Origin of the sequence: Jiangella alkaliphila (genome assembly GCF_900105925.1) — a bacterium.
Lineage (GTDB): Bacteria > Actinomycetota > Actinomycetes > Jiangellales > Jiangellaceae > Jiangella > Jiangella alkaliphila.
Genome location: NZ_LT629791.1, coordinates 3,504,855 through 3,524,001, shown reverse-complemented (window position 1 = coordinate 3,524,001; position 19,147 = coordinate 3,504,855). Strand labels below are relative to the sequence as shown.

General features: G+C 71.8%; 14 protein-coding genes. 11 read left to right on the top strand and 3 right to left on the bottom strand.

The annotated features are described in order from the left end of the window. Positions 1 to 110: 110 nt before the first annotated feature. Positions 111 to 791: a D-lyxose/D-mannose family sugar isomerase gene (locus BLV05_RS16055; protein ID WP_083421328.1), complete on the top strand. Its 681-nt coding sequence runs from the start codon at positions 111 to 113 to the stop codon at positions 789 to 791. 44 nt (positions 792 to 835) lie between these two features. Continuing rightward, positions 836 to 1,918, top strand: a complete 1,083-nt coding sequence (locus tag BLV05_RS16050; protein ID WP_046768017.1) for a GNAT family N-acetyltransferase — start codon at positions 836 to 838, stop codon at positions 1,916 to 1,918. On the opposite strand, the gene BLV05_RS16045 is transcribed toward BLV05_RS16050, so the two are convergent. Further along, the gene (locus tag BLV05_RS16045) at positions 1,908 to 2,429 is read right to left on the bottom strand and encodes an AAA family ATPase (RefSeq protein ID WP_046768016.1); all 522 of its coding nucleotides are present in this window, start codon (positions 2,427 to 2,429) and stop codon (positions 1,908 to 1,910) included. The genes BLV05_RS16050 and BLV05_RS16045 overlap by 11 nt on opposite strands. A gap of 117 nt (positions 2,430 to 2,546) precedes the next feature. Here BLV05_RS16045 and BLV05_RS16040 point away from each other — a divergent pair, with 117 nt between their 5' ends. The 9 genes from BLV05_RS16040 to BLV05_RS16000 all read left to right on the top strand — a co-directional run bounded on the left by BLV05_RS16040 (position 2,547) and on the right by BLV05_RS16000 (position 13,598). Continuing rightward, on the top strand, positions 2,547 to 4,682 hold the full coding sequence (locus BLV05_RS16040) for an MMPL family transporter (protein ID WP_046768015.1): 2,136 nt from the start codon (positions 2,547 to 2,549) through the stop codon (positions 4,680 to 4,682). 194 nt (positions 4,683 to 4,876) lie between these two features. After that, positions 4,877 to 5,887 (top strand): LacI family DNA-binding transcriptional regulator, encoded by a 1,011-nt coding sequence (locus tag BLV05_RS16035; RefSeq protein WP_082155102.1) that lies wholly within the window; start codon positions 4,877 to 4,879, stop codon positions 5,885 to 5,887. An 85-nt stretch (positions 5,888 to 5,972) separates the two neighbouring features. Next, the gene (locus tag BLV05_RS16030; RefSeq protein ID WP_046768013.1) at positions 5,973 to 7,631 is read left to right on the top strand and encodes a glycoside hydrolase family 13 protein; all 1,659 of its coding nucleotides are present in this window, start codon (positions 5,973 to 5,975) and stop codon (positions 7,629 to 7,631) included. 50 nt (positions 7,632 to 7,681) lie between these two features. After that, positions 7,682 to 9,094 carry an ABC transporter substrate-binding protein gene (locus BLV05_RS16025; RefSeq protein ID WP_052762351.1) on the top strand — a complete coding sequence of 471 codons (1,413 nt, stop codon included), beginning with the start codon at positions 7,682 to 7,684 and terminating at the stop codon, positions 9,092 to 9,094. A gap of 84 nt (positions 9,095 to 9,178) precedes the next feature. After that, on the top strand, positions 9,179 to 10,066 hold the full coding sequence (locus tag BLV05_RS16020) for a carbohydrate ABC transporter permease (protein WP_197683677.1): 888 nt from the start codon (positions 9,179 to 9,181) through the stop codon (positions 10,064 to 10,066). Further along, positions 10,063 to 11,052 (top strand): carbohydrate ABC transporter permease, encoded by a 990-nt coding sequence (locus BLV05_RS16015; RefSeq protein WP_082155101.1) that lies wholly within the window; start codon positions 10,063 to 10,065, stop codon positions 11,050 to 11,052. Before BLV05_RS16020 ends, BLV05_RS16015 begins: the two co-directional genes overlap by 4 nt. A 79-nt stretch (positions 11,053 to 11,131) precedes the next feature. Next, positions 11,132 to 12,394, top strand: a complete 1,263-nt coding sequence (locus BLV05_RS16010; protein ID WP_046768012.1) for a vanadium-dependent haloperoxidase — start codon at positions 11,132 to 11,134, stop codon at positions 12,392 to 12,394. Next, positions 12,391 to 12,930 carry an RNA polymerase sigma factor gene (locus BLV05_RS16005; RefSeq protein WP_197683676.1) on the top strand — a complete coding sequence of 180 codons (540 nt, stop codon included), beginning with the start codon at positions 12,391 to 12,393 and terminating at the stop codon, positions 12,928 to 12,930. The genes BLV05_RS16010 and BLV05_RS16005 overlap by 4 nt, the downstream gene beginning before the upstream one ends. Further along, the gene (locus tag BLV05_RS16000) at positions 12,927 to 13,598 is read left to right on the top strand and encodes a QcrA and Rieske domain-containing protein (RefSeq protein ID WP_046768011.1); all 672 of its coding nucleotides are present in this window, start codon (positions 12,927 to 12,929) and stop codon (positions 13,596 to 13,598) included. Before BLV05_RS16005 ends, BLV05_RS16000 begins: the two co-directional genes overlap by 4 nt. Positions 13,599 to 13,637: 39 nt before the next feature. Here the strand turns inward: BLV05_RS16000 and BLV05_RS15995 are convergent, their stop codons facing one another. Together BLV05_RS15995 and BLV05_RS15990 are read right to left on the bottom strand one after the other, a co-directional pair. After that, positions 13,638 to 17,552, bottom strand: a complete 3,915-nt coding sequence (locus BLV05_RS15995) for a discoidin domain-containing protein (protein ID WP_052762319.1) — start codon at positions 17,550 to 17,552, stop codon at positions 13,638 to 13,640. A 223-nt stretch (positions 17,553 to 17,775) separates the two neighbouring features. After that, positions 17,776 to 18,981, bottom strand: a complete 1,206-nt coding sequence (locus tag BLV05_RS15990; RefSeq protein WP_052762318.1) for a glycerophosphodiester phosphodiesterase — start codon at positions 18,979 to 18,981, stop codon at positions 17,776 to 17,778. Between the last annotated feature and the right edge of the window lie 166 nt (positions 18,982 to 19,147).

Below are 19,147 nucleotides of genomic sequence, written 5' to 3'. Positions count from 1 at the left end.
CCCCCACGAGCCCGTCGTCGAGAGCCTGACGGACGATGCTGAGAGCGGACGTGAAGGACGCGTGAGAGTTCCCTCATGCGGCCGCCGCGGACGCCCGTAGACTCCCGACGGTGAAGAGGTCGCGCATCGACGCTGTCATCGACGGTGCCCGCGAACTGGCCGCTGCGGCCCCGATGCCGTTGCCCGGTTTCGCCGCCTGGTCCCGGGCCGACTGGCTGGCCGCCGCGCCGACGCCGGCCGCCCGGCCGGCGCTGGAACGCGGCCTGGGCTGGGACGTCACCGACTTCGGCCGCGGCGACTTCGACCGCGTCGGACTGGTCCTGTGCACACTGCGCAACGGGACACTGGCCGAGCGCGACTCCGGCTCCGGGCAGACCTACGCGGAGAAACTCCTGGTCGCGCAGAACGGCCAGGAGACCCCGATGCACCTGCACCGGCGCAAGGCCGAAGACATCATCAACCGCGGCGGCGCGGCACTGGTCGTCGAGCTGCGCCCGGAGACCGGCGACGGCGACATCATCACGCTGGTCGACGGGCTCGAACGGGCGGTCCGGGCCGGCGAGTCGCTGCACGTCGAGCCCGGGCAGAGCGTGCAGGTGCCGGCCGGCGTCTACCACCGGTTCTGGGCCGACGGCGGCGCCGTGCTCGCCGGCGAGGTGTCGGCGGTGAACGACGACGTCGACGACAACCTCTTCCTCGACCCGTCGCCGCGCTACCCGTCCGTCGACGAAGACGCACCGGCGCGATACCTGCTGGTCAGCGAGTACGCGGAGCTCCTCGCAGCCGGCTGAAAACCTGGTGCGCCAGCGGGCGCGGGCGGGCTACCGTGCCGTTCATGAGCACCGACACCGTCACCATCGAGGAGCTGGCGATCCCGGCCTCAGTGGACGCGCCCGAGGCGGCCGCCTTCGCCCAGATGGTGGACGTCCGCAACGCCATCGAGACGCACCTCATGGGCACCGACGCGCTGAACTACACCGCGCGCGAGCTGCTGCCCGTCTACCAGGTCCAGGACGACGAGCCGATCCGGCTGTTCGTCGCCCGCGTCGACGGCCGCATCGTCGCGCGCGGCATCCTGTCGTGGCAGGCCGAGGAGGGCGCGAGCGCGTCGTGGGCCGAGGTCGAGGTGCTGCCCGAGTACCGCCGGCGTGGCATCGGCACCGCGCTGCTCGACCACCTGACGGCCATCGCGCTGGCCTCCGACCGCCCCTCGCTGCAGGCCGACGCCATTCACACCCGCCCGTCCACCGGGCGCCGCATCGAGCCGCCGACGGGGTTCGGCTGGTTGTCCGCCGACGACCCCGGCGTGCGGTTCCTGCTCGGCCGCGGCTACCGGCTCGAGCAAGTCGGCCGCATCAGCGCGCTGCCGCTGCCGGTCGACCCGGCGCTGCTGGTGCGGCAGCGCGCCGCGGCACAGGCCGCCGCGGGCGACGACTACCGCGTCGTCGCCTGGACCGGCCCGACGCCGGCCGACCGCGTCGGCGACCTCACCATGCTGAAGACGCGCATGAGCACCGACGCACCCAGCGCCGGCATCGACTACGCCGAGGAGCGGTGGGACGCCGACCGCGTCGCCCGCTGGGACCGCCAGCTCGCCGACAGCGGCCGCGAGCGCCTCACCGTCGCCGCCGAGCACGTGCCGACCGGGCGGCTGGCCGGCTACAACGAGCTCTACCTGCCCGCCGACCGTCGCCGGCCGGTGACGCAGGAGGACACCCTGGTGCTCTCCGAGCACCGCGGCCGCCGGCTCGGCATGCTGCTCAAGGTCGCCAACCTGCAGCAGCTGGCCGAGGTGAGCCCGTCCTCGCCCATGGTCACCACGTTCAACGCCGAAGAGAACCGGCACATGCTCGACGTCAACGAGGCGGTCGGCTTCGCGCCCATCGGCTACGAGGGCGCCTGGAAGCTCACACCCTGACGGCGGCGGCGACGCGCTCGGCGACGGCGCGCGGCTCCGTGCGCGCGGTGTCGACGACGGTGTCGGCGGCACGCCGCAGCCACGGCAGCGCCGCCGCGTACGGCGCCAGGTGGTCCAGCCGCCACTGCCGGGCGCCGGCCTCGACGGTGTCGCCGTCGATGCGCCGCCGCAGCGTGTCGTCGTCGGTGTGCAGCAGGACGAGGTGCACCGGCAGGCCGGCCTTCTCCAGCCCGGTCCGCAGCTCCTGCCAGTACTCCTCCACCAGCACCGTCTGCGGGGCCACCAGCGTGCCGCCGACGTAGGCGTGCACCTGCGCCGCCGTCTCGACCACCAGTCCACGCCACGGCGGCCGCGCTTGGAAGTCGTCGACCGGCACGGAGCCGAGGACGTGGCGGAGCATGAAGCCGACGTACTCGGCGTCGAACACGCGGGCGCTGGGCAGCAGCGCCGTCAACTCCTTCGCCGTCGTCGTCTTGCCGGCCCCGAACGTGCCGTTCAGCCATACGATCATGGGTCCCCAAAATATCCGGTTCGCACCGGGTTCGGATCCGGCGGGCGGGCCTAGACTCTTGCGCGTCTGGAACTCCGACACGGGGGGCCGGCACCGGCCGGCCGAGGAGTGATGGCTATGGCCAGTACGCGTCGCCGGCTGGGACCGCTCGTCTGCGGCCGCCGCAGCAAGTGGATCGTCCTGGGGTTCTGGCTGGTCGTCATGGGTGTCGGGTTCCCGCTGTCGGCCGAGCTGACCGGCGCACAGGACAACGACACCGCCTCGTGGCTGCCCGGCTCGGCCGAGTCGACCCAGGTGTTCGAGGCGCAGCAGGACGCCTTCCAGACCGGCGAGGAGCTGCCGGCCATCGTCGTGTACGAGCGGCAGGGCGGCATCACGCCCGAGGACCAGGCCAAGGCCGCCGCCGACGCGGAGGCGTTCGCCGGCGTCGAGCACGTCACCGGCGACGTCGTCGGGCCGATCCCGTCCGAGGACGGCGAGGCGCTGCAGGTCATCGTGCGGGTCGACCCCGGCGACGGCGGCTGGTTCGCGCTCGGCGACGCCGTCGACGCGATGAACGACATCCTCGCCGACGAGCCCGAAGGGTTGTCCGCCTACGTCGCCGGGCCGGCCGGTGTCTCCGCCGACTTCGCCGACGCGTTCGAGGGCATCGACGGCACGCTGCTCTACGCGGCGATGGGCGTCGTCATCGTCATCCTGCTGATCTCCTACCGCAGCCCGGTGCTGTGGTTCATCCCGGTGTTCTCGGCGTTCACCGCGCTCACCGCCGCCCAGGCCGTCGTATACCTGCTGGCCGAGTACGCCGGCGTCACCGTCAACGGGCAGACCGCCGGGATCTTGCTGGTGCTGGTGTTCGGCGCGAGCACCGACTACGCGTTGCTGCTGATCGCGCGGTACCGCGAGGAGCTGCGCCGGCACGAGGACCGGCACGAGGCGATGGCGTTCGCGCTGCACCGGGCCGGTCCGGCCATCGTGGCCAGCGCCGCCACCGTCACCGTCGGCATGCTGTGCCTGCTGGCCGCGGAGATGAACTCGACCCGCGGCATGGGCCCGGTGCTGGCCGTCGGCATCGTCATCGGCCTGGCGGCGATGCTGACGCTGCTGCCGGCGCTGCTCGTCATCTCCGGGCGGTGGGTGTTCTGGCCGCTCAAGCCGCGGTTCGGGTCGGACGAGCCGACGGAGCGCGGGTTCTGGGCGCGGACCGGACGGGCGATCGCGCACCGGCCGCGGACGGTGTGGATCGGGACGTCGCTGGCGCTCGGCGCGATGGCGCTCGGCCTGCTCGGCCTCAACACCGGCGTCATCGCGAACGCCGACGCCTTCGTCGACCGTCCCGCGTCGATCGCCGGCGAGGAGGCCCTCGCCCGGCACTTCCCGGCCGGCACCGGCAGCCCGGTCACCGTCATCTCCAACGCCGGCGCCGCCGACGACGTGCGGCAGGCGTTCGAGGACACCGACGGCATCGCCGAGGTCACCGAACCGGAGTCCATCGGCGACCTCGTGTACATGGAGGGCACCCTCGACGCCGCGCCGGACAGCCCGGCGGCGCAGGACACGGTGGAGGCGGTCCGCGACAGCGTGCACGCCGTCCCCGACGCGGACGCGCTGGTCGGCGGCAACACCGCGATCGCCCTGGACGCGAAGAACGCGGCCGCCCGCGACAGCACGGTGATCATGCCGCTGGTGCTGGTGGCGGTGTTCGTGATCCTCATGATCCTGCTGCGGGCGTTCGTCGCGCCGCTGATCCTGGTCGCGACCGTCGTGCTGTCCTTCGCGGCGGCGCTCGGGCTGAGCTCGCTGATCTTCGAGCATCTCCTCGGGTTCGCCGGCGCCGATACCGCGTTCCCGCTGTTCGTCTTTGTGTTCCTCGTCGCGTTGGGGATCGACTACAACATCTTCCTGATGACGCGCGTCCATGAGGAGGCCAAGCAGCACGGGACGAGGCGCGGCGCGCTGATCGGGCTCGCCGCCACCGGCGGCGTCATCACCTCCGCCGGACTCGTGCTGGCGGGGACGTTCGCCGTGCTGGCGACCCTGCCGGTGGTGGCGTTCGCGGAGATCGGGATCGCGGTGGCGCTGGGCGTGCTGCTCGACACGCTGATCGTCCGCTCCATCCTCGTGACGGCGCTCAACCTCGACCTCGGGCGGGTCATGTGGTGGCCGAGCGCGTTGTCGAAGCACGCCGAACCCACGGCCGCCGAGGTCGCCGACGAGCCCGATGAGGTGACCGAGGAACCGCGCCCCGTCCGCTGACCCGCCAACGACAGCGACCCCGCCCCGCCGAGTTGATCATGGAGAAGGTCGGGTCCCCGGCGACCCGGAAGCCTACTTTCTCCATGATCATCAAGGTTGCGGGGTGCTGACCCGCCAACGACAGCGGCCGAGCCTGGAAACGCGCGCCACCCAGACGCAAACTTCTTGCACAATCCTGTCGTATGCTTGCGCCCATGGCTGGACGACTGACTGAGGTGGCCGCGAAGGTCGGCGTGAGCGAGGCGACCGTGAGCCGGGTGCTCAACGGCCGCCCGGGGGTGTCGGAGGCGACCCGCGAGGCGGTGCTGACGGCGCTCGACGTGCTGGGGTACGAGCGGCCGACGAAGCTGCGGGGGGAACGGGCGCGGCTGGTGGGGCTGGTCCTGCCGGAGCTTCAGAACCCCATCTTCCCCGCGTTCGCCGACGTCGTGGGCGGGTCGCTGGCACAGCAGGGGCTGACGCCGGTGCTGTGCACGCAGACCGTCGGCGGGGTGTCGGAGGCCGACTACATCGAGCTGCTCTTCCAGCAGCGGGTGTCGGGTGTGCTGTTCGCCGGCGGCCTGTACAGCGGCCGCAACGGCGCGCACGACCACTACGCCCGGCTGATCGAGCGCAAGCTGCCCACCGTCATGGTCAACGCGGGCATCGACGAGCTGCCGTTTCCGCGGGTGAGCTGCGACGACGCGGTGGCGACGGAGCAGGCGGCGGGCCATCTGCTGTCGCTCGGGCACACGAAGATCGGCCTGATCCTCGGGCCCACCGACCACGTCCCGTCGCAGCGCAAGCTGGCCGCCGCGCACGCCAGGCTGGCCACCGCCGGCCTCGAACTGCCCGACGACCACGTCGAGCACGCCATGCACTCGCTCGAGGGCGGACAGGCCGCCGCCACCCGGCTGCTGCGCCGCGGCGTCACCGCGGTCATCTGCGGCAGCGACCCCATGGCCCTCGGCGCCATCCGCGCCGCCAAGCGGGCCGGCCTGCGCGTCCCGCAAGACCTCTCCGTCGTCGGCTACGACGACTCCGCCCTGATGAACTGCACCGAGCCGCCGCTCACGACGGTCCGCCAGCCGATCGAGGCGATGGGCAAGGCCACTGTCGACCTGCTGGTCGGGCTGATCAACGGGCACCGGGTCGAGTCCGACGAGCTGCTCTTCGAGCCAGAACTGGTGGTCCGCGGCTCGACGGCGCCGCCGCCGCGCGACTGAGACGAGCCGTCGTAACCTCATCGTGTTGTTACAACTTCCTGTCGAAGTCTTGCGCACGAATATCGCCGTCGTTAACGTGACCGCCATGGATCAGCGACGCTTCGACGACGACGCCTGGTGGCGCAGTGCCGTCATCTACCAGGTCTACGTGCGCAGCTTCGCCGACGGGAACGGCGACGGCACCGGCGACCTGGCCGGCGTCCGGGCCAGGCTGCGCTACCTCGCCGACCTGGGCGTCGACGCGCTCTGGTTCAGCCCGTGGTACCCGTCGCCGATGGCCGACGGCGGCTACGACGTGGCCGACTACCGCGACATCGACCCCGCCTACGGCACCTTGCGGCAGGCCGAGGAGCTCATCGCCGAAGCACGCGAGCTGGGTCTGCGCACCATCGTCGACATCGTCCCGAACCACGTGTCCGACCAGCACACGTGGTTCCAGGCCGCGCTGGACGCCCCGCCCGGGTCGCCGGCCCGGCAGCGGTTCTGGTTCCGGCCCGGCCGCGGCGCCGACGGCGCGGAGCCGCCGAACGACTGGAGCTCGATCTTCGGCGGCTCGGCCTGGACCCGCACGAAGAACGCCGACGGCACGCCCGGCGAGTGGTACCTGCACCTGTTCGCGCCGGAGCAGCCGGACCTCAACTGGACCCACCCGCTGGTGTGGCACGAGCACGAGCAGATCCTGCGGTTCTGGTTCGACCGCGGCGCCGCCGGCGTCCGCGTCGACTCCGCCGGGCTGCTGGCCAAGCACGCCGACCTGCCCGACCTCGACCTCGACCACGCCCCCGGCCAGCACGTGCACACCGACCGCGACGAGGTGCACGACATCTACCGCAGCTGGCGGCGGCTGGCCGACAGCTACCCGGAGCCGCGGGCGCTGATCGGCGAGATCTGGCTGCCCGACCTCGAGCGCCTGGCCCGCTACCTGCGCCCGGGCGAGCTGCACACCGTCTTCAACTTCGACTTCCTGGCCTGCCCGTGGGAGCCGGACCGGCTGCGCGCCAGCATCGAGCAGAGCCTGCACCTCCACGAGGAGGTCGGCGCGCCGGCCACCTGGGTGCTGTCCAACCACGACGTCACCCGGCCGGTGACGCGGTACGGCCGCGCGGACACGTCGTTCGCGTTCGAGACGAAGCGCGCGGGCACCGCGTCCGACCTCATCCTCGGCAAGCGCAGGGCCCGGGCGGCCGCACTGCTGATGCTCGCGCTGCCCGGCTCGGCCTACGTCTACCAGGGCGAGGAGCTGGGGCTGCCGGAGGTCGAGGACATCGACCCGGACCGCATCCAGGACCCCATGCACTTCCGCTCCGGCGGCGTCGACCCCGGCCGCGACGGCTCCCGGGTGCCGGTCCCGTGGAGCGGCACCGCGCCGCCGTACGGGTTCAGCCCGGACGACGCGACCGGCGAGCCCTGGCTGCCCCAGCCGGCGACCTGGGCGGACCTGACGGTGGAGGCGCAGCAGGCCGACCCCGCGTCGACCCTCCGCCTGTACCGGGACGCGCTGCGGGTGCGCAAGGCCGCGCCCGCGCTCGGCGACGGCACGCTGACCTGGCTGGACACCCCGGCCGACGTGCTCGCGTTCCGCCGCGGCGACGACGTCGCGTGCGTCGTCAACCTGTCGGCGGACCCCGTCGACCTACCCGCGCACGAGGAGGTCCTGCTCGCCAGCGCGGACCTCGAGGACGGCCGGCTCGATTCCGACGCCGCCGTCTGGCTACGCCTGCCCACCCACGACACCCCCGAGTAGTGAGCCCCGACAACGCCGCAACGCAGCGGCACCAAGGGATGGAGCACGAGATGAGCAGCACACGCAGACACCTGGGCGCCGTGGCCGCGGCGGTGATGGCGCTGAGCCTGATGGCGGCCTGCGGCTCCGACGACGACGAGCCCGCGGCCGACGGCGGCAACGGCCAGGGCAGCGAGGACGGGGGCGGCGAGGACGAGGCCGTCACCATCAGCGTGAGCAACCTGCCGCCGGCCACGGAGTCCGCGACCCGCGAGGCGTTCCTCGCCCGTGTCGAGGAGTTCGAGCAGGCCAACCCGAACATCACCATCGAGCCCAACGAGTTCGAGTGGGACGTGACGACGTTCGCGGCCCAGCTCGCGGGCGGCACTCTGCCGACCACGTTCGAGGTCCCGTTCACCTACGCCCAGTCGATGATCGAGCGCGGCCAGCTGGCCGACATCACCGCCGAGGTGGAGGAACTCCCCTACGCCGACGCCTTCAACCCGAGCGTCATCGAGGTCGCCCAGGACGAGAGCGGCAGCATCTTCGCCGTCCCGACCGCCGCGTACGGCATGGGCCTGCATTACAACCGGGCCATGTTCGAGCAGGCCGGCCTCGACCCGGACCAGCCGCCGACCAGCTGGGCCGAGGTCCGCGAGGCCTCCGACGCGATCGCCGAGGCCACCGGCCAGGCCGGCTTCATCCAGATGAGCCAGAACAACACCGGCGGCTGGATCCTCACCACGCTCACCTACGCGCTGGGCGGCCGCATGGAGGAGGGCAGCGGCGACGATGTCACCGCCACGCTGAACAACGACGGCACCCGGCAGGCGCTGGAGCTGCTGCGCCAGATGCGCTGGGAGGACGACTCCATGGGCGACAACTTCCTGTTCGACTGGGGCACGATCAACCAGGCCTTCGCCGCCGGGCAGGCGGGCATGTACATCGGCGGCTCCGACGTCTACAACAGCCTCGTGACGGAGAACAGCATCGACCCGGCCAACTACGGGCTGACGGTGCTGCCGCTCGAAGGCGACGACGCCGGTGTGCTGGGCGGCGGGACGATCGTCGGGGTCCAGCCGGACGCCAGCGAGGCCGAGCGCGACGCCGCGGTCAAGTGGATCGACTTCTTCTACATGAGCAAGCTGACCCAGCAGGACGCCGCGATCGCCGACGCCGAGGCGCTGGTCGCGACGGACGCCCCGCTGGGCACCCCGGCGCTGCCGATCTTCGGCGCCGAGCAGCTGGCGGAGTCCGACGCCTGGGTCGCCGACCTGGTCAACGTGCCGCTGCAGCAGATGATGCCGTTCAAGGAGAGCATCCTGGACCAGCCGCTGGTGCCGGAGCCGCCGGTGGGCGCCCAAGAGCTCTACGCCGAGCTCGACGCCGTCGTGCAGGCCGTGCTGACCGACGAGAACGCCGACATCGACGCCCTGCTCGAGACGGCGAACAACAACGTCAGCGCCATGGTCGAGGCCGGCTGACATGATGACGGCCCCGGGGATCGCGTGGCACCACCGCGACCCCCGGGGCACTCCATCCACAGCGCCGTCGATGGGAGAACCGAGGTGAGCGCGACCATCCGCTGGGTCCGCGGCGGCGGGCTCAGCACGCTGCTGCTCCTGCTGCCGCTGTTGCTGGTGTTCAGCTACTTCGCCTGGTTCCCCATCGGCCGTGCCGTGGTGATGAGCTTCCAGGAGACGAACATGGTCACCGACCCGGTCTGGGTCGGCCTGGCCAACTTCCGGCACGTCCTCGAGGACCCGCTGTTCTGGACGTCGGTGCGCAACACGCTCTACTTCACCGGGCTGGCGCTGCTGTTCGGCTACCCGGTGCCGCTGGTGCTGGCCGTCGTCATGAGCGAGCTGCGCCGCGGCAAGGGCCTGTACAGCGCGCTGGCCTACCTGCCGGTCGTCGTGCCGCCGGTGGTGGCGGTGCTGCTGTGGCGGTTCTTCTACGACGCCAGCCAGACCGGCGTCTTCAACACCTTGCTGGGCTGGGTCGGGCTGGGGCCGTTCAGCTGGATCCAGGACACGTCGTCGGCGATGCCGTCATTGGTGCTGCAGGCGACCTGGGCGAACGCCGGCGCGACGGTGCTCATCTACCTGGCCGCGCTGACGGCTGTGCGCGGCGACCTGTACGACGCCGCCGAGGTCGACGGCGCGGGGCTGTGGCACAAGATCTGGCACGTGACTCTGCCGCAGCTGCGCGGCATCCTGCTGATCACGTTGATCCTGCAGGTCATCGCCACGTTCCAGGTGTTCACCGAGCCGTACCTGATGACCAACGGCGGCCCGCAGAACGCCACCGTCACGGTGCTGCTGCAGATCTACAACTACGCGTTCCGGTTCGGCGACTACGGAGCGGCGACGGCGCTGTCGGTGCTGCTGGCGCTGTTCCTGGCGGTCCTGTCCGCCGTCTACTTCCGGCTCACCCGGTCCTGGAGCACGACATGAGCGACACGGTGAAGGACGACGTCAGGGTGGCGCCACCCACGACGGAGCCGGCGGCGCCGGACGGTGGCGGACGGCGCGCGCGGCGGCGTGGCTCGAACGCGGGCGGCGACGGTGAGCGCGGCATCCTGTCCGACTTCGACTGGGGCCGCACAGCCACCCGGTGGGGCGTGCGCGTCGCCCAGGGGCTGGTGCTGGTGCTGCTCGCCGTGGCCAGCCTCGGCCCGCTGCTCTGGCTGGCGCGCGCCTCGATCAGCACGACGCAGGACACCCTGCGCACGCCGATGGCGTTCTGGCCCAGCGGCATGGACTGGTCGAACCTGTCGGCCGCCTGGAACGAGGCGCAGATCAGCCAGTACTTCACCAACACGGTGTGGGTGGCGCTGGGCTCCTGGTTCGTGCAGCTGCTGGTCGCGACGACCGGCGGCTACGTGCTGGCGGTGCTGCGGCCGAAGTACGCCCCGGTGGTGACGGCGGCCGTGCTGGCCACGCTGTTCATCCCCGGCGTGGTCGTGCTGGTGCCGTTGTTCCTGACGGTGCTCGACCTGCCGCTGGTGAACGCGTCGCTGCTGAACACGTACTGGGCGGTGTGGCTGCCGGCCGGCGCCAACGCGTTCAATGTGCTGCTGGTCAAGCGGTTCATGGACGGCCTGCCGCGCGACGTCTACGAGGCGGCCCGGATGGACGGCGCCGGCCCGCTGCGCATGCTGTGGTCGGTGGTGCTGCCGATGTCGAAGCCGATCCTCGGCGTCGTGTCGATCTTCGCCTTCCTCAACGCGTGGAAGGACTTCCTCTGGCCGCAGATCGTGCTGCCGGAGCCGACGCTGCAGCCGCTGTCGGTGCGGCTGCCGCTGATCCGCGACACCGTCGAGCTGGACGTGTTCCTGGCCGCGCTGCTCATCTCCATGGCGCTGCCGATCGTGATCTTCCTGGTCTTCCAGCGGCTGTTCCTGCGCGGTGCCGGGCTGGGTGGCGCCGTCAAGGGCTGACGGCCTGGAGCCAGTCCAGGTGTAACCCGGGCCCGTATGTGTTGGTAGGTCAAGCCGCCGCCAGCAAGGAGCCCGCTCGATGACCACGTTCTCGCGCAGAAATCTGTTGATCGGCACCGGTGGGGCGGTCGCGCTCGTGGCCGCCGGAGGAACCACGGTCGGCGCCACCACGCCACGGCACGACGCCGGGGTCGTGCTGCGGTGGAACCGGACGCTGCTGGGGATCGTGCGGACGCCGGGCGCGCAACCAGCGACGGTGCACGCCACGCGTGGCTTCGCGATGATGCACGCGGCCGTCTCCGACGCGGTGGTGGCCACCACCGGCCGGGGGCGTTCGTTGCTGGCTCGGGTCGACGGCGGACGCGGAGCGTCCCCGGTGGCCGCCGCAGCACAGGCCGCTCACGACGTGCTGAGCACGCTGTATCCGGCGATGGCCGCCGCGCTCGACCGGCAGCTGGGCGACGACCTCGCCACCGTCGACGATCGGCGGTCCCGGGCCGCGGGTGTCAGGGTCGGCCGCGTGACCGCGCGCCGGCTGCTCGCGGCACGGGCGAACGACGGATCGGCCGCCACGCCGCCGGTGCTCCAGCCGGGGACCCGGCCGGGTGAGTACCGGCCCACCCCGCCGAACTTCACGCCCGCGGTGTTCACCCACTGGCCGGCCGTGCGGCCGTTCGTCATCGAGCGCGCCAGTCGGTTCCGCCCGCCTCCGTACCCCCACCTGGCCGGGTCGCGCTATGCCCAGGCCGCCAACGAGGTCCAGCGCCTCGGGCAGGACACCAGCACCGCCCGCACCGCCGACCAGACCACTCAGGCGAGGTTCTGGGCCGCCCCGATCTGGAACTACTGGAACGAGATCACCCAGAGCGTGATCATCGCGCGGGCCGGCGGCCTGGCGACCGCCGCGACCGTGTTCGCCCGCCTGAACCTGGCCTTCGCCGACGCGGTGATCGCCTTCTACGACGGCAAGTACCGCTTCAGGATCTGGCGGCCGGTCACCGCGGTCCGGCTCGCCGACACCGACGGCAACCCGGCGACGCGCGCGGACCCGTCCTGGAACAGCCTGGCGACGACACCGGCCGATCCCGCGTATCCCGGTGCGCACAGCGTCGTCTCCGCGGCGGCGGCGACCGTCCTGCGCGATGCCTTCGGCGCGACGCAACGGGTGTCCGTCACCTCGGAGGCGCTGCCCGGTGTCGTGCGCGAGTTCGGCCGGTTCGACGACGTCGCGACGGAGGCAGGGCTCAGCCGGATCTTCGCCGGAGTGCACAGCCGGCCGGATCACGACGCGGGCATCCACCTCGGCGTCCAGGTGGCCCGCGCCGTCCTGCATTCCTTGTGAGCGAGAGCGCGCAGCCGGAGGGGACGCGGCTGCGCCTGGTGAGCACGCAGACCTACACCGGATGGGAGGCGATCTACCGCGACAACGTCCGCCGGGTGTACGCCCTGATGTACACCAAGGTCGGCAACGCCCCCGATGCGGAGGACCTCACCACCGACGTGTTCCTGGCCGCACTCAAGACCCTCAGGACGACGGCGACGGTCGGGGAGGTCCGCGCCTACCTGCTGGCCACCGCCCGCACCGTGCTCGCCGACCACTGGCGGCGCACGCTCGGCTGGCAGGTCACCACGCTGGACGGTGACACGGTGGCCGGCGTGTTCGAGGCGCCGGACGGCCCGGACAAGACCGCCAGGGTGGAGGCCATCCTGGCCGAGCTGCCCGAGCAGTACCAGCGCATCCTGCGGCTGCGCTTCCTGGATGCCTGCTCGCTGCGGGAGGCCGCGAGCGAACTGGGCGTGACCGTGGCCAACGCGAAAGTGCTGCAGCACCGCGCGCTTCGCCGGGCCGCGGTGATCGCCGAAAGGACGGCACCGTGACCAAGCATCCGTTCGTCTTCGTCGAGGACCTGCTGCGCGGTCGCCGGCCGCGGTCCTTCGCGGCCGGCCCGGACGACGTCGCCGAGCTGCGCGCGGCGATCACGCTGCGAGCGGGAGCGCCGGACGCGACCACCCCCTCGGACACCTTCGTGGAAGCGCTGCACGATCGCCTCGCCGCCGAGCCGTCCGAGGAGGACGGTGAGCCCGCTCCCCCGGCCCGGTCCCGGCGGCGGACGCTCATCCAGGTCGCCGCCGTGGCCGCGACCTCCGCCGCCGTCGGTGTCGCCGCCGACCGCGTGCTGACCGGCGACTCCGCACCGGATCAGACCCTGAACCCCACCGCCGGGATCTGGCACGCCGTCGCCGCCAGCGACGACCTCGAGGAGGGCGCCGTCCTGCCCTTCGACACCGGCACGGTCATCGGCTTCCTCCGCCGCACCGGCGGCGTGGCGCATGCCGTGTCCGGCGTGTGCACCCACCTGGGGTGCCGGCTCGTCCTGAACACCTCTGAGCGCCGGCTCGACTGCCCGTGCCACCGGTCGGCGTTCGCGGTCACCGGTGAGGTCCTGCACCAGCAGCTCCCGACCGAACTGCCGGCGCTGCCGCGCATCCTCGTCCGGGAGACCGACGGAACCGTGCAGGTCTTCGTCCCTCCGGCTCAGGGATGAACCCGTGCGGACGGTTCCGTCGGTCCTGAATCGCCCCGGCTAGTCGAAGACCAGCTGGAACGTCGACGTCGTGTTCTTGACGTCCTGGGCGTTGTTGCTCATCACCAGGTTCTCGAAGACGGCCGAGCCGACGGCCGGGCCCTGACCCGGCTCAGGCAGCTCGTTGACCCAGATGCCGAAGCCGGACTTGGCATCGAACTGGTCGCCGCTGCGCCGCGCCCCGGTGATCGTGACGTCGGTGAAGACGGTGTCGGCGACCGGGTTCTGTGGCTGGCCGCCGACGTAGTTGGTCTGGAACATGATGCCCGAGTAGGTCGGGTCGACGATGTCGACGTCAGTGACCCGGATCCCCTGGAACACCTTCGACGCGGAGAAGATCCAGATGCCGGGGAACGTCTGCGCGCCCCAGAAATGGCCGCCGGCCCGCACGATCGAGATGTTCTCGAACCGGGTCGGCGGACTCGCTCCGAAACCGTCCATCGGGATGCCGAAGTCCAGCGAGCTGATCGTGATCCCGGAGTAGACCAGCGTGTCGGCGATGTAGAGGTTGCGGAACGTGTTGCCGACCCCGCCGTAGACGGCCACGCCGGCCGCGCGCCAGGTCAGGATCGACGTCAGGTTCTCGTAGACGTTCCCGGTCTGGGCGCCGCCGCCGGCGTCGGTGGCGGCGAACAGCGCGAAGCTGTCGTCGCCGGACGCGCGCGACTCGATGTTGGCGACCCGGTTGTTCGAGCTGCCGTTCGTCATGTTCAGCGCGTCGGCGAACAGGTTGCGGGCCCGCGAGTCGGTGATCGTCATGTTGTCGGTGTTGGCGCCCCAGTAGAGGCAGATCATGTGCTCGGCCCAGATGTTGTCGATGGTGATGTTCGAGACGTTCTGGAAGTCGAACACCTTGCCGGGGCCGTCGATGCGCGACGTGTAGTTGCCGAAGTAGGCGAACCCGGAGAACCTGGAGCCGTTCACCGACGCCTCCGCGCGGAAGCCGACGTCGGTGTTCTCCTGACCCGCCGGCGCGTGGAACCGGGTGAACCACGGCCCGGCGCCCAGCACCTGCACCGGCTTGCCGTACACCTGGAACTTCTGCGCCGTCTGGTAGTCGCCGGCCGGCAGGTAGACGCCGAGCAACTGGCCGGTGGTGTCCATCCGGAACCGGTCCAGCGCGCTCTGCACGTCCTGGTGGGTGAACCCGTTCGGCTGGACGTACCGGGCCGGGTCCGGGTTGGCGATCGGCGTCGCCTGCTCCAGGCTGATGAAGTCGATCGCGTAGTAGGCGGCGGTGTTGGCGGCGTCCTTCTGCAACCGGATCGTGCTGCCCGCGGGCACCGTCGTGCCGAGCAGGATGTTGGCCTCGTCGTAGATGTGACGGGGGCCGCCGGCGCCGGGCGAGTTGCCCGGCGAGGCCTCGTTGCCGTACAGCCACGCGTACCGAGAGGTGAGCGTGATCGGCGTGAGCAACTGGCCGTTGACGTAGACGTTCAGCGTCGCGGTGGTGCCTCCGCCGCCGGGCGCGTCGGGGATGGAGAACCGGGTGACCAGCGTGTTGGTACTGGCGGCCGTGGTGAACTCGACGTAGCTGCCGGCGCTGTTCAGCCGGACGGCGCGCCGGCCCGACGCCTCGCCGGCGATGTCGCCGATGGTGCGGTTCGGCCCGAGCACCTGGGCGCCGCCGCCCGTTCGCCCGTCCTCGGCCTCGAGGATCGAGAACGGCAGGTTCGCGCCGCGGCCGACGAACAACGACTCGGAGACGGTGTTGTTGCCCTGTTTGACCGGCAGCTCGTTGCCGTCGACGGCCGCCTGGACGGTGACGGTGTACCGGCCGTTGGCCGCCGGCCACGTGCCCAACGCGACCGGTGCGGTGGTGCCGCCGGCCGCGATGACGCCGGTGTGCGAGCCGGTCAGGGTGCGCACGACGGCGCCGGTCTCGGCGTTGCGGACGGTCAGGGTGAGGCCGTGGGCGCCGCCGGCCGAGGCGACGGTGCCCTGGTTGCGGATGACGGCCGAGAACGAGACGGTGCTGCCGGCCGCCGGGTTGTCCGGCGTCCAAGACACCACCGGCACCAGGTCCGACGTCGCCACCGCGGCCACGACCAGCGGCGACGGGTCGGTGTAGGCGTTGTTCGCGTCGTCCTGCTCGATGATCGTGCCGTCCGGGTCGACCTCCGCCCGCACCTGGTAGCTGCCGGCGTCGCGCGTCCCGATCGACGTGGAGACGGTCGTGCTCGCCCCGGCGGCGAGCGCGCCGACGGCGACCGTGCCGACCGCCGTGTCGCCGAGGAACAGGTCGGCCGAGGTGGCCGGCGCCGCCAGGCTGCCGGCGTTGCGCACCGTCGCCGACACCGTGATGGCGTCGGTCTCGACCGGCGAAGCCGGGGTCCAGGCGAGGTCGGTCACGACGAGGTCGGGGTTCGGCGCCGGCGTCCCGATGACCTGGAGCTCGGCCACCTGCCCGTTGGGCGCGCCGGTGTTCGCGGTGAACTGCAGCCTGACGTCGGCGACGGTGGCGCCGACCGGGATCGTGACGGTGTTGCCGGTCGAGGACGAGAACGCGTAGGCGGCCGACGCGCGCAACGTGGTGAACGTGCTGGCGCTCTGCTCGCGGCCCAGCACCGAGAGCGTCTGGGTGCGCGGGCCCCAGACCGGGTCCGGGTTGAGCCGCACGACCAGCTGGTCGACGACGGCGTTCGAGCCGAGCCGGACGGTCAGCGTGCTCGGGTACGCGCCGGGCGCGCCCTCCCAGTAGGTCGTGACGTCGTTGTCGTTGGCGTTCGCGGCGGCGAAGACGTGCACCGTCGAGGACGCCTCGATCGGCTTGCCCACGGCGAGGTTGCTGCCCGCGCCGCTGCCGGTCCTGGTGACGGAGTTGCTCGGCGCCGACACGTTGCCAGCGGCGTCGCGCGCCCGGACCTGGTACGTGACGGTCTGCGTCGCCGGCCGGGTGTCGGTGTAGGCGAGCGTGGAACCACTGACGGTGGTGAGCAGCGCGCCGTTGGCGTGCACCTCGTAGCCGGTGACGCCGACGTTGTCGGTCGACGCGCTCCAGGTCAGCCTGATCTGCCCGGACGTCGGCTGGGTGAAGGCCAGACCGGTCGGCGCGCTCGGCGCCTGAGTGTCGCCGCCCTGCCCGGTCCGCGTGACGCTGTTGCTGTTCGGCGACTGGTTGCCGGCGGCGTCCCGCGCGCGGACGTGGTAGGTGACCGTCTGGTCCGGCGGCCGGACGTCGGTGTAGGCGAGCACGGTGCCGCCGACGCTGGTGAGCAGCTCGCCGTTGGCGTAGACGTCGTACGCGGTGACGCCGACGTTGTCGGTGGCGGCGGCCCAGGTGAGCCGGATCTCTCCCGTCGTCGGCTGGGTGAAGGCCAGGCCGGACGGGGCGGTCGGCGCCTGCGTGTCGCCGTGGGCGGGTCCGTAGACCTCCAGCTCGGAGACCTGCCCGGCCGGCCAGCCGGTGTTCGCCGTGAACCGCAGCCGCACGTACCGCGTCGTCGCGGGGGCGAACGTGATGGTCGCCGTGTTCGCGGCCGCGGGTGCGAAGGAGACCGGCGCCGGCGCGACGATGGTCGAGAACGACGACCCGTCGGTGCTGCCCTGGACCTCGATGGTCTGGGTGCGCGCGCCCCAGCCGGCCGTCGGCAGCTTCACCACCAGCCGCTGGACGGCGAGCGCGGCGCCCAGGTCGACCTGCAGCCACTGGGGGAACGCGTTGTTGGGGCTCTCCCAGTAGGTGCCCTGGTTGCCGTCGCCGGCGTTGCCCGCGACGTAGGTCTGGGTGTGCCCGCTGGCGCTCATCGGCCGGCCCGCCGCGAGATTGACGTGGTCCGCGGCGGCGGTGGGCGCGTCGACGGCGGCCTGGACCGGGAGGACGGCGGCGGCCAGCACGGCGACCGCGGCGACCCTGGCCAGCAGCCGCCTTCCGGTGCGCGAGAGACGGGACGACGGTGAACGGGACGGCGACATGACAGATGCCTCTCTCTGGATGGGACAAGGAGTAGAGCGGCGCGATCTGTCAAAATTTCGGACTCTTCGATGACTTCGGATGACGTTCTGCCGAGATCTTTCGTTGAGTTGCTCAGATGTTACAGAAACGTCACAAGGGGCGTCAACGGTCCATCGGGCGCAAATACCGCCGGGACTCCACGATCGACGTGGAGTCCCGGCGGGGTGAGCGGGCGGGCGGCGGTCAGGGGGTGGGCACGAGGCGCGCGGCGGACGCGTGCACGGCGCCGTCGCCGGCGAACGTCACGCGAGCGCCCAGCCAGTGGCCCTCCGGCGGCGCGACGCAGCCGCCGCGGCCGGTCGTCACCTCGGCGGACCTGCCACCGCGCTCGAACGTCACCGGCTTGCCCGGGAAGCCGAACCCGTTGCCGGCGTTGACCAGGCAGATCTCGTCGATGCGGCCGTGCTCGCCGCGGACCGTCTCGATGGCGGAGCCGACCGCCTCCCCCGCGGCGGCGACGATCAGCTCCGGCTGGTTGGTCTGCACACCGTCGGCGCCCATCGCGCGGGCCTGCAGGAACTGTGCGACCTCCTGCTCCGGGCCGGCGTCGTAGGCGTGCGGCATGACGATCGCGCAGGCGTCGTGGGCGGCCGCGATCGACTCCGGCGTGTACTCGTCCAGCCGCGAGCCGAACACCTTGAAGATCTCGGCGATCTCGTAGACGAGGAAGTTCGGCTCCCACTGGTCGCGGTTGTAGATGAGCCGGGCGGCCGGCTCGGCGATGAACACCCGCGGGTCGGCCGAGTTGAAGATCGACTCCTCGACCAGGCCGTACTCGCCGACCAGCTCGGCCAGCTCGCCCTCCTCGGTCACCGAGCCCTTGATGTCCAGCTCGACGCCCTTGCCGGCCTGCTGCGCGAGCGCCAGCACCTCCTCCAGCGACGCGACCTGCGCGGGGTCGTACGCGCCGCCCTTCCACGGCGCGTAGTCGGCCGCGTTGAGCGCGCGGACCTCGTCGAACGTGAGGTCGGCGATATTGCCGTTGCCGTCGGTGGTGCGGTCGACGGTGGAGTCGTGCAGCGCCACGAACCGGCCGTCCTTCGTCTGCTGGACGTCGACCTCGACCAGGTCGACGCCGTAGGCGAACGCGTAGGCGTAGGAGTCGAGCGTGTTCTCCGGCGCCAGCGTCAGCGCGCCACGGTGGGCGGAGATGACGGCGTCGGCCGAGCCCTGGTCCGGGGTGCCGGCGTCGGCCCAGCGGTCCGGCTCGGGCAGCTGGTCGCACGCGGGCGGGTCGGTCAGCGGCCGGAGCTGCGCGAGGGCCTGGCGGTACTGCTCGATCCGCGGGTCCTCCTCGACCTCGGCGCCGGCCTGTGTCGCGGCCAGCCCGGTGAGCAGCGCGATCGCGCCGGCAGCTGAGACCGTCCGGCGCAGCGTCCGCACGTCCATGTCTGATCCTCTCGACGGAGCTCAGGGGGGTCGGTCGAGTATTCGCCGCGCCGTCCGACCGGCCGGTGAACCGCGGACGACGCCGGCACGGCGTCCGTACGACGTTTGGATGCCCACCGCGATTCACGCGGCGTTCCGGCCCAGGCCGATTTCGGCTGGGACCGTG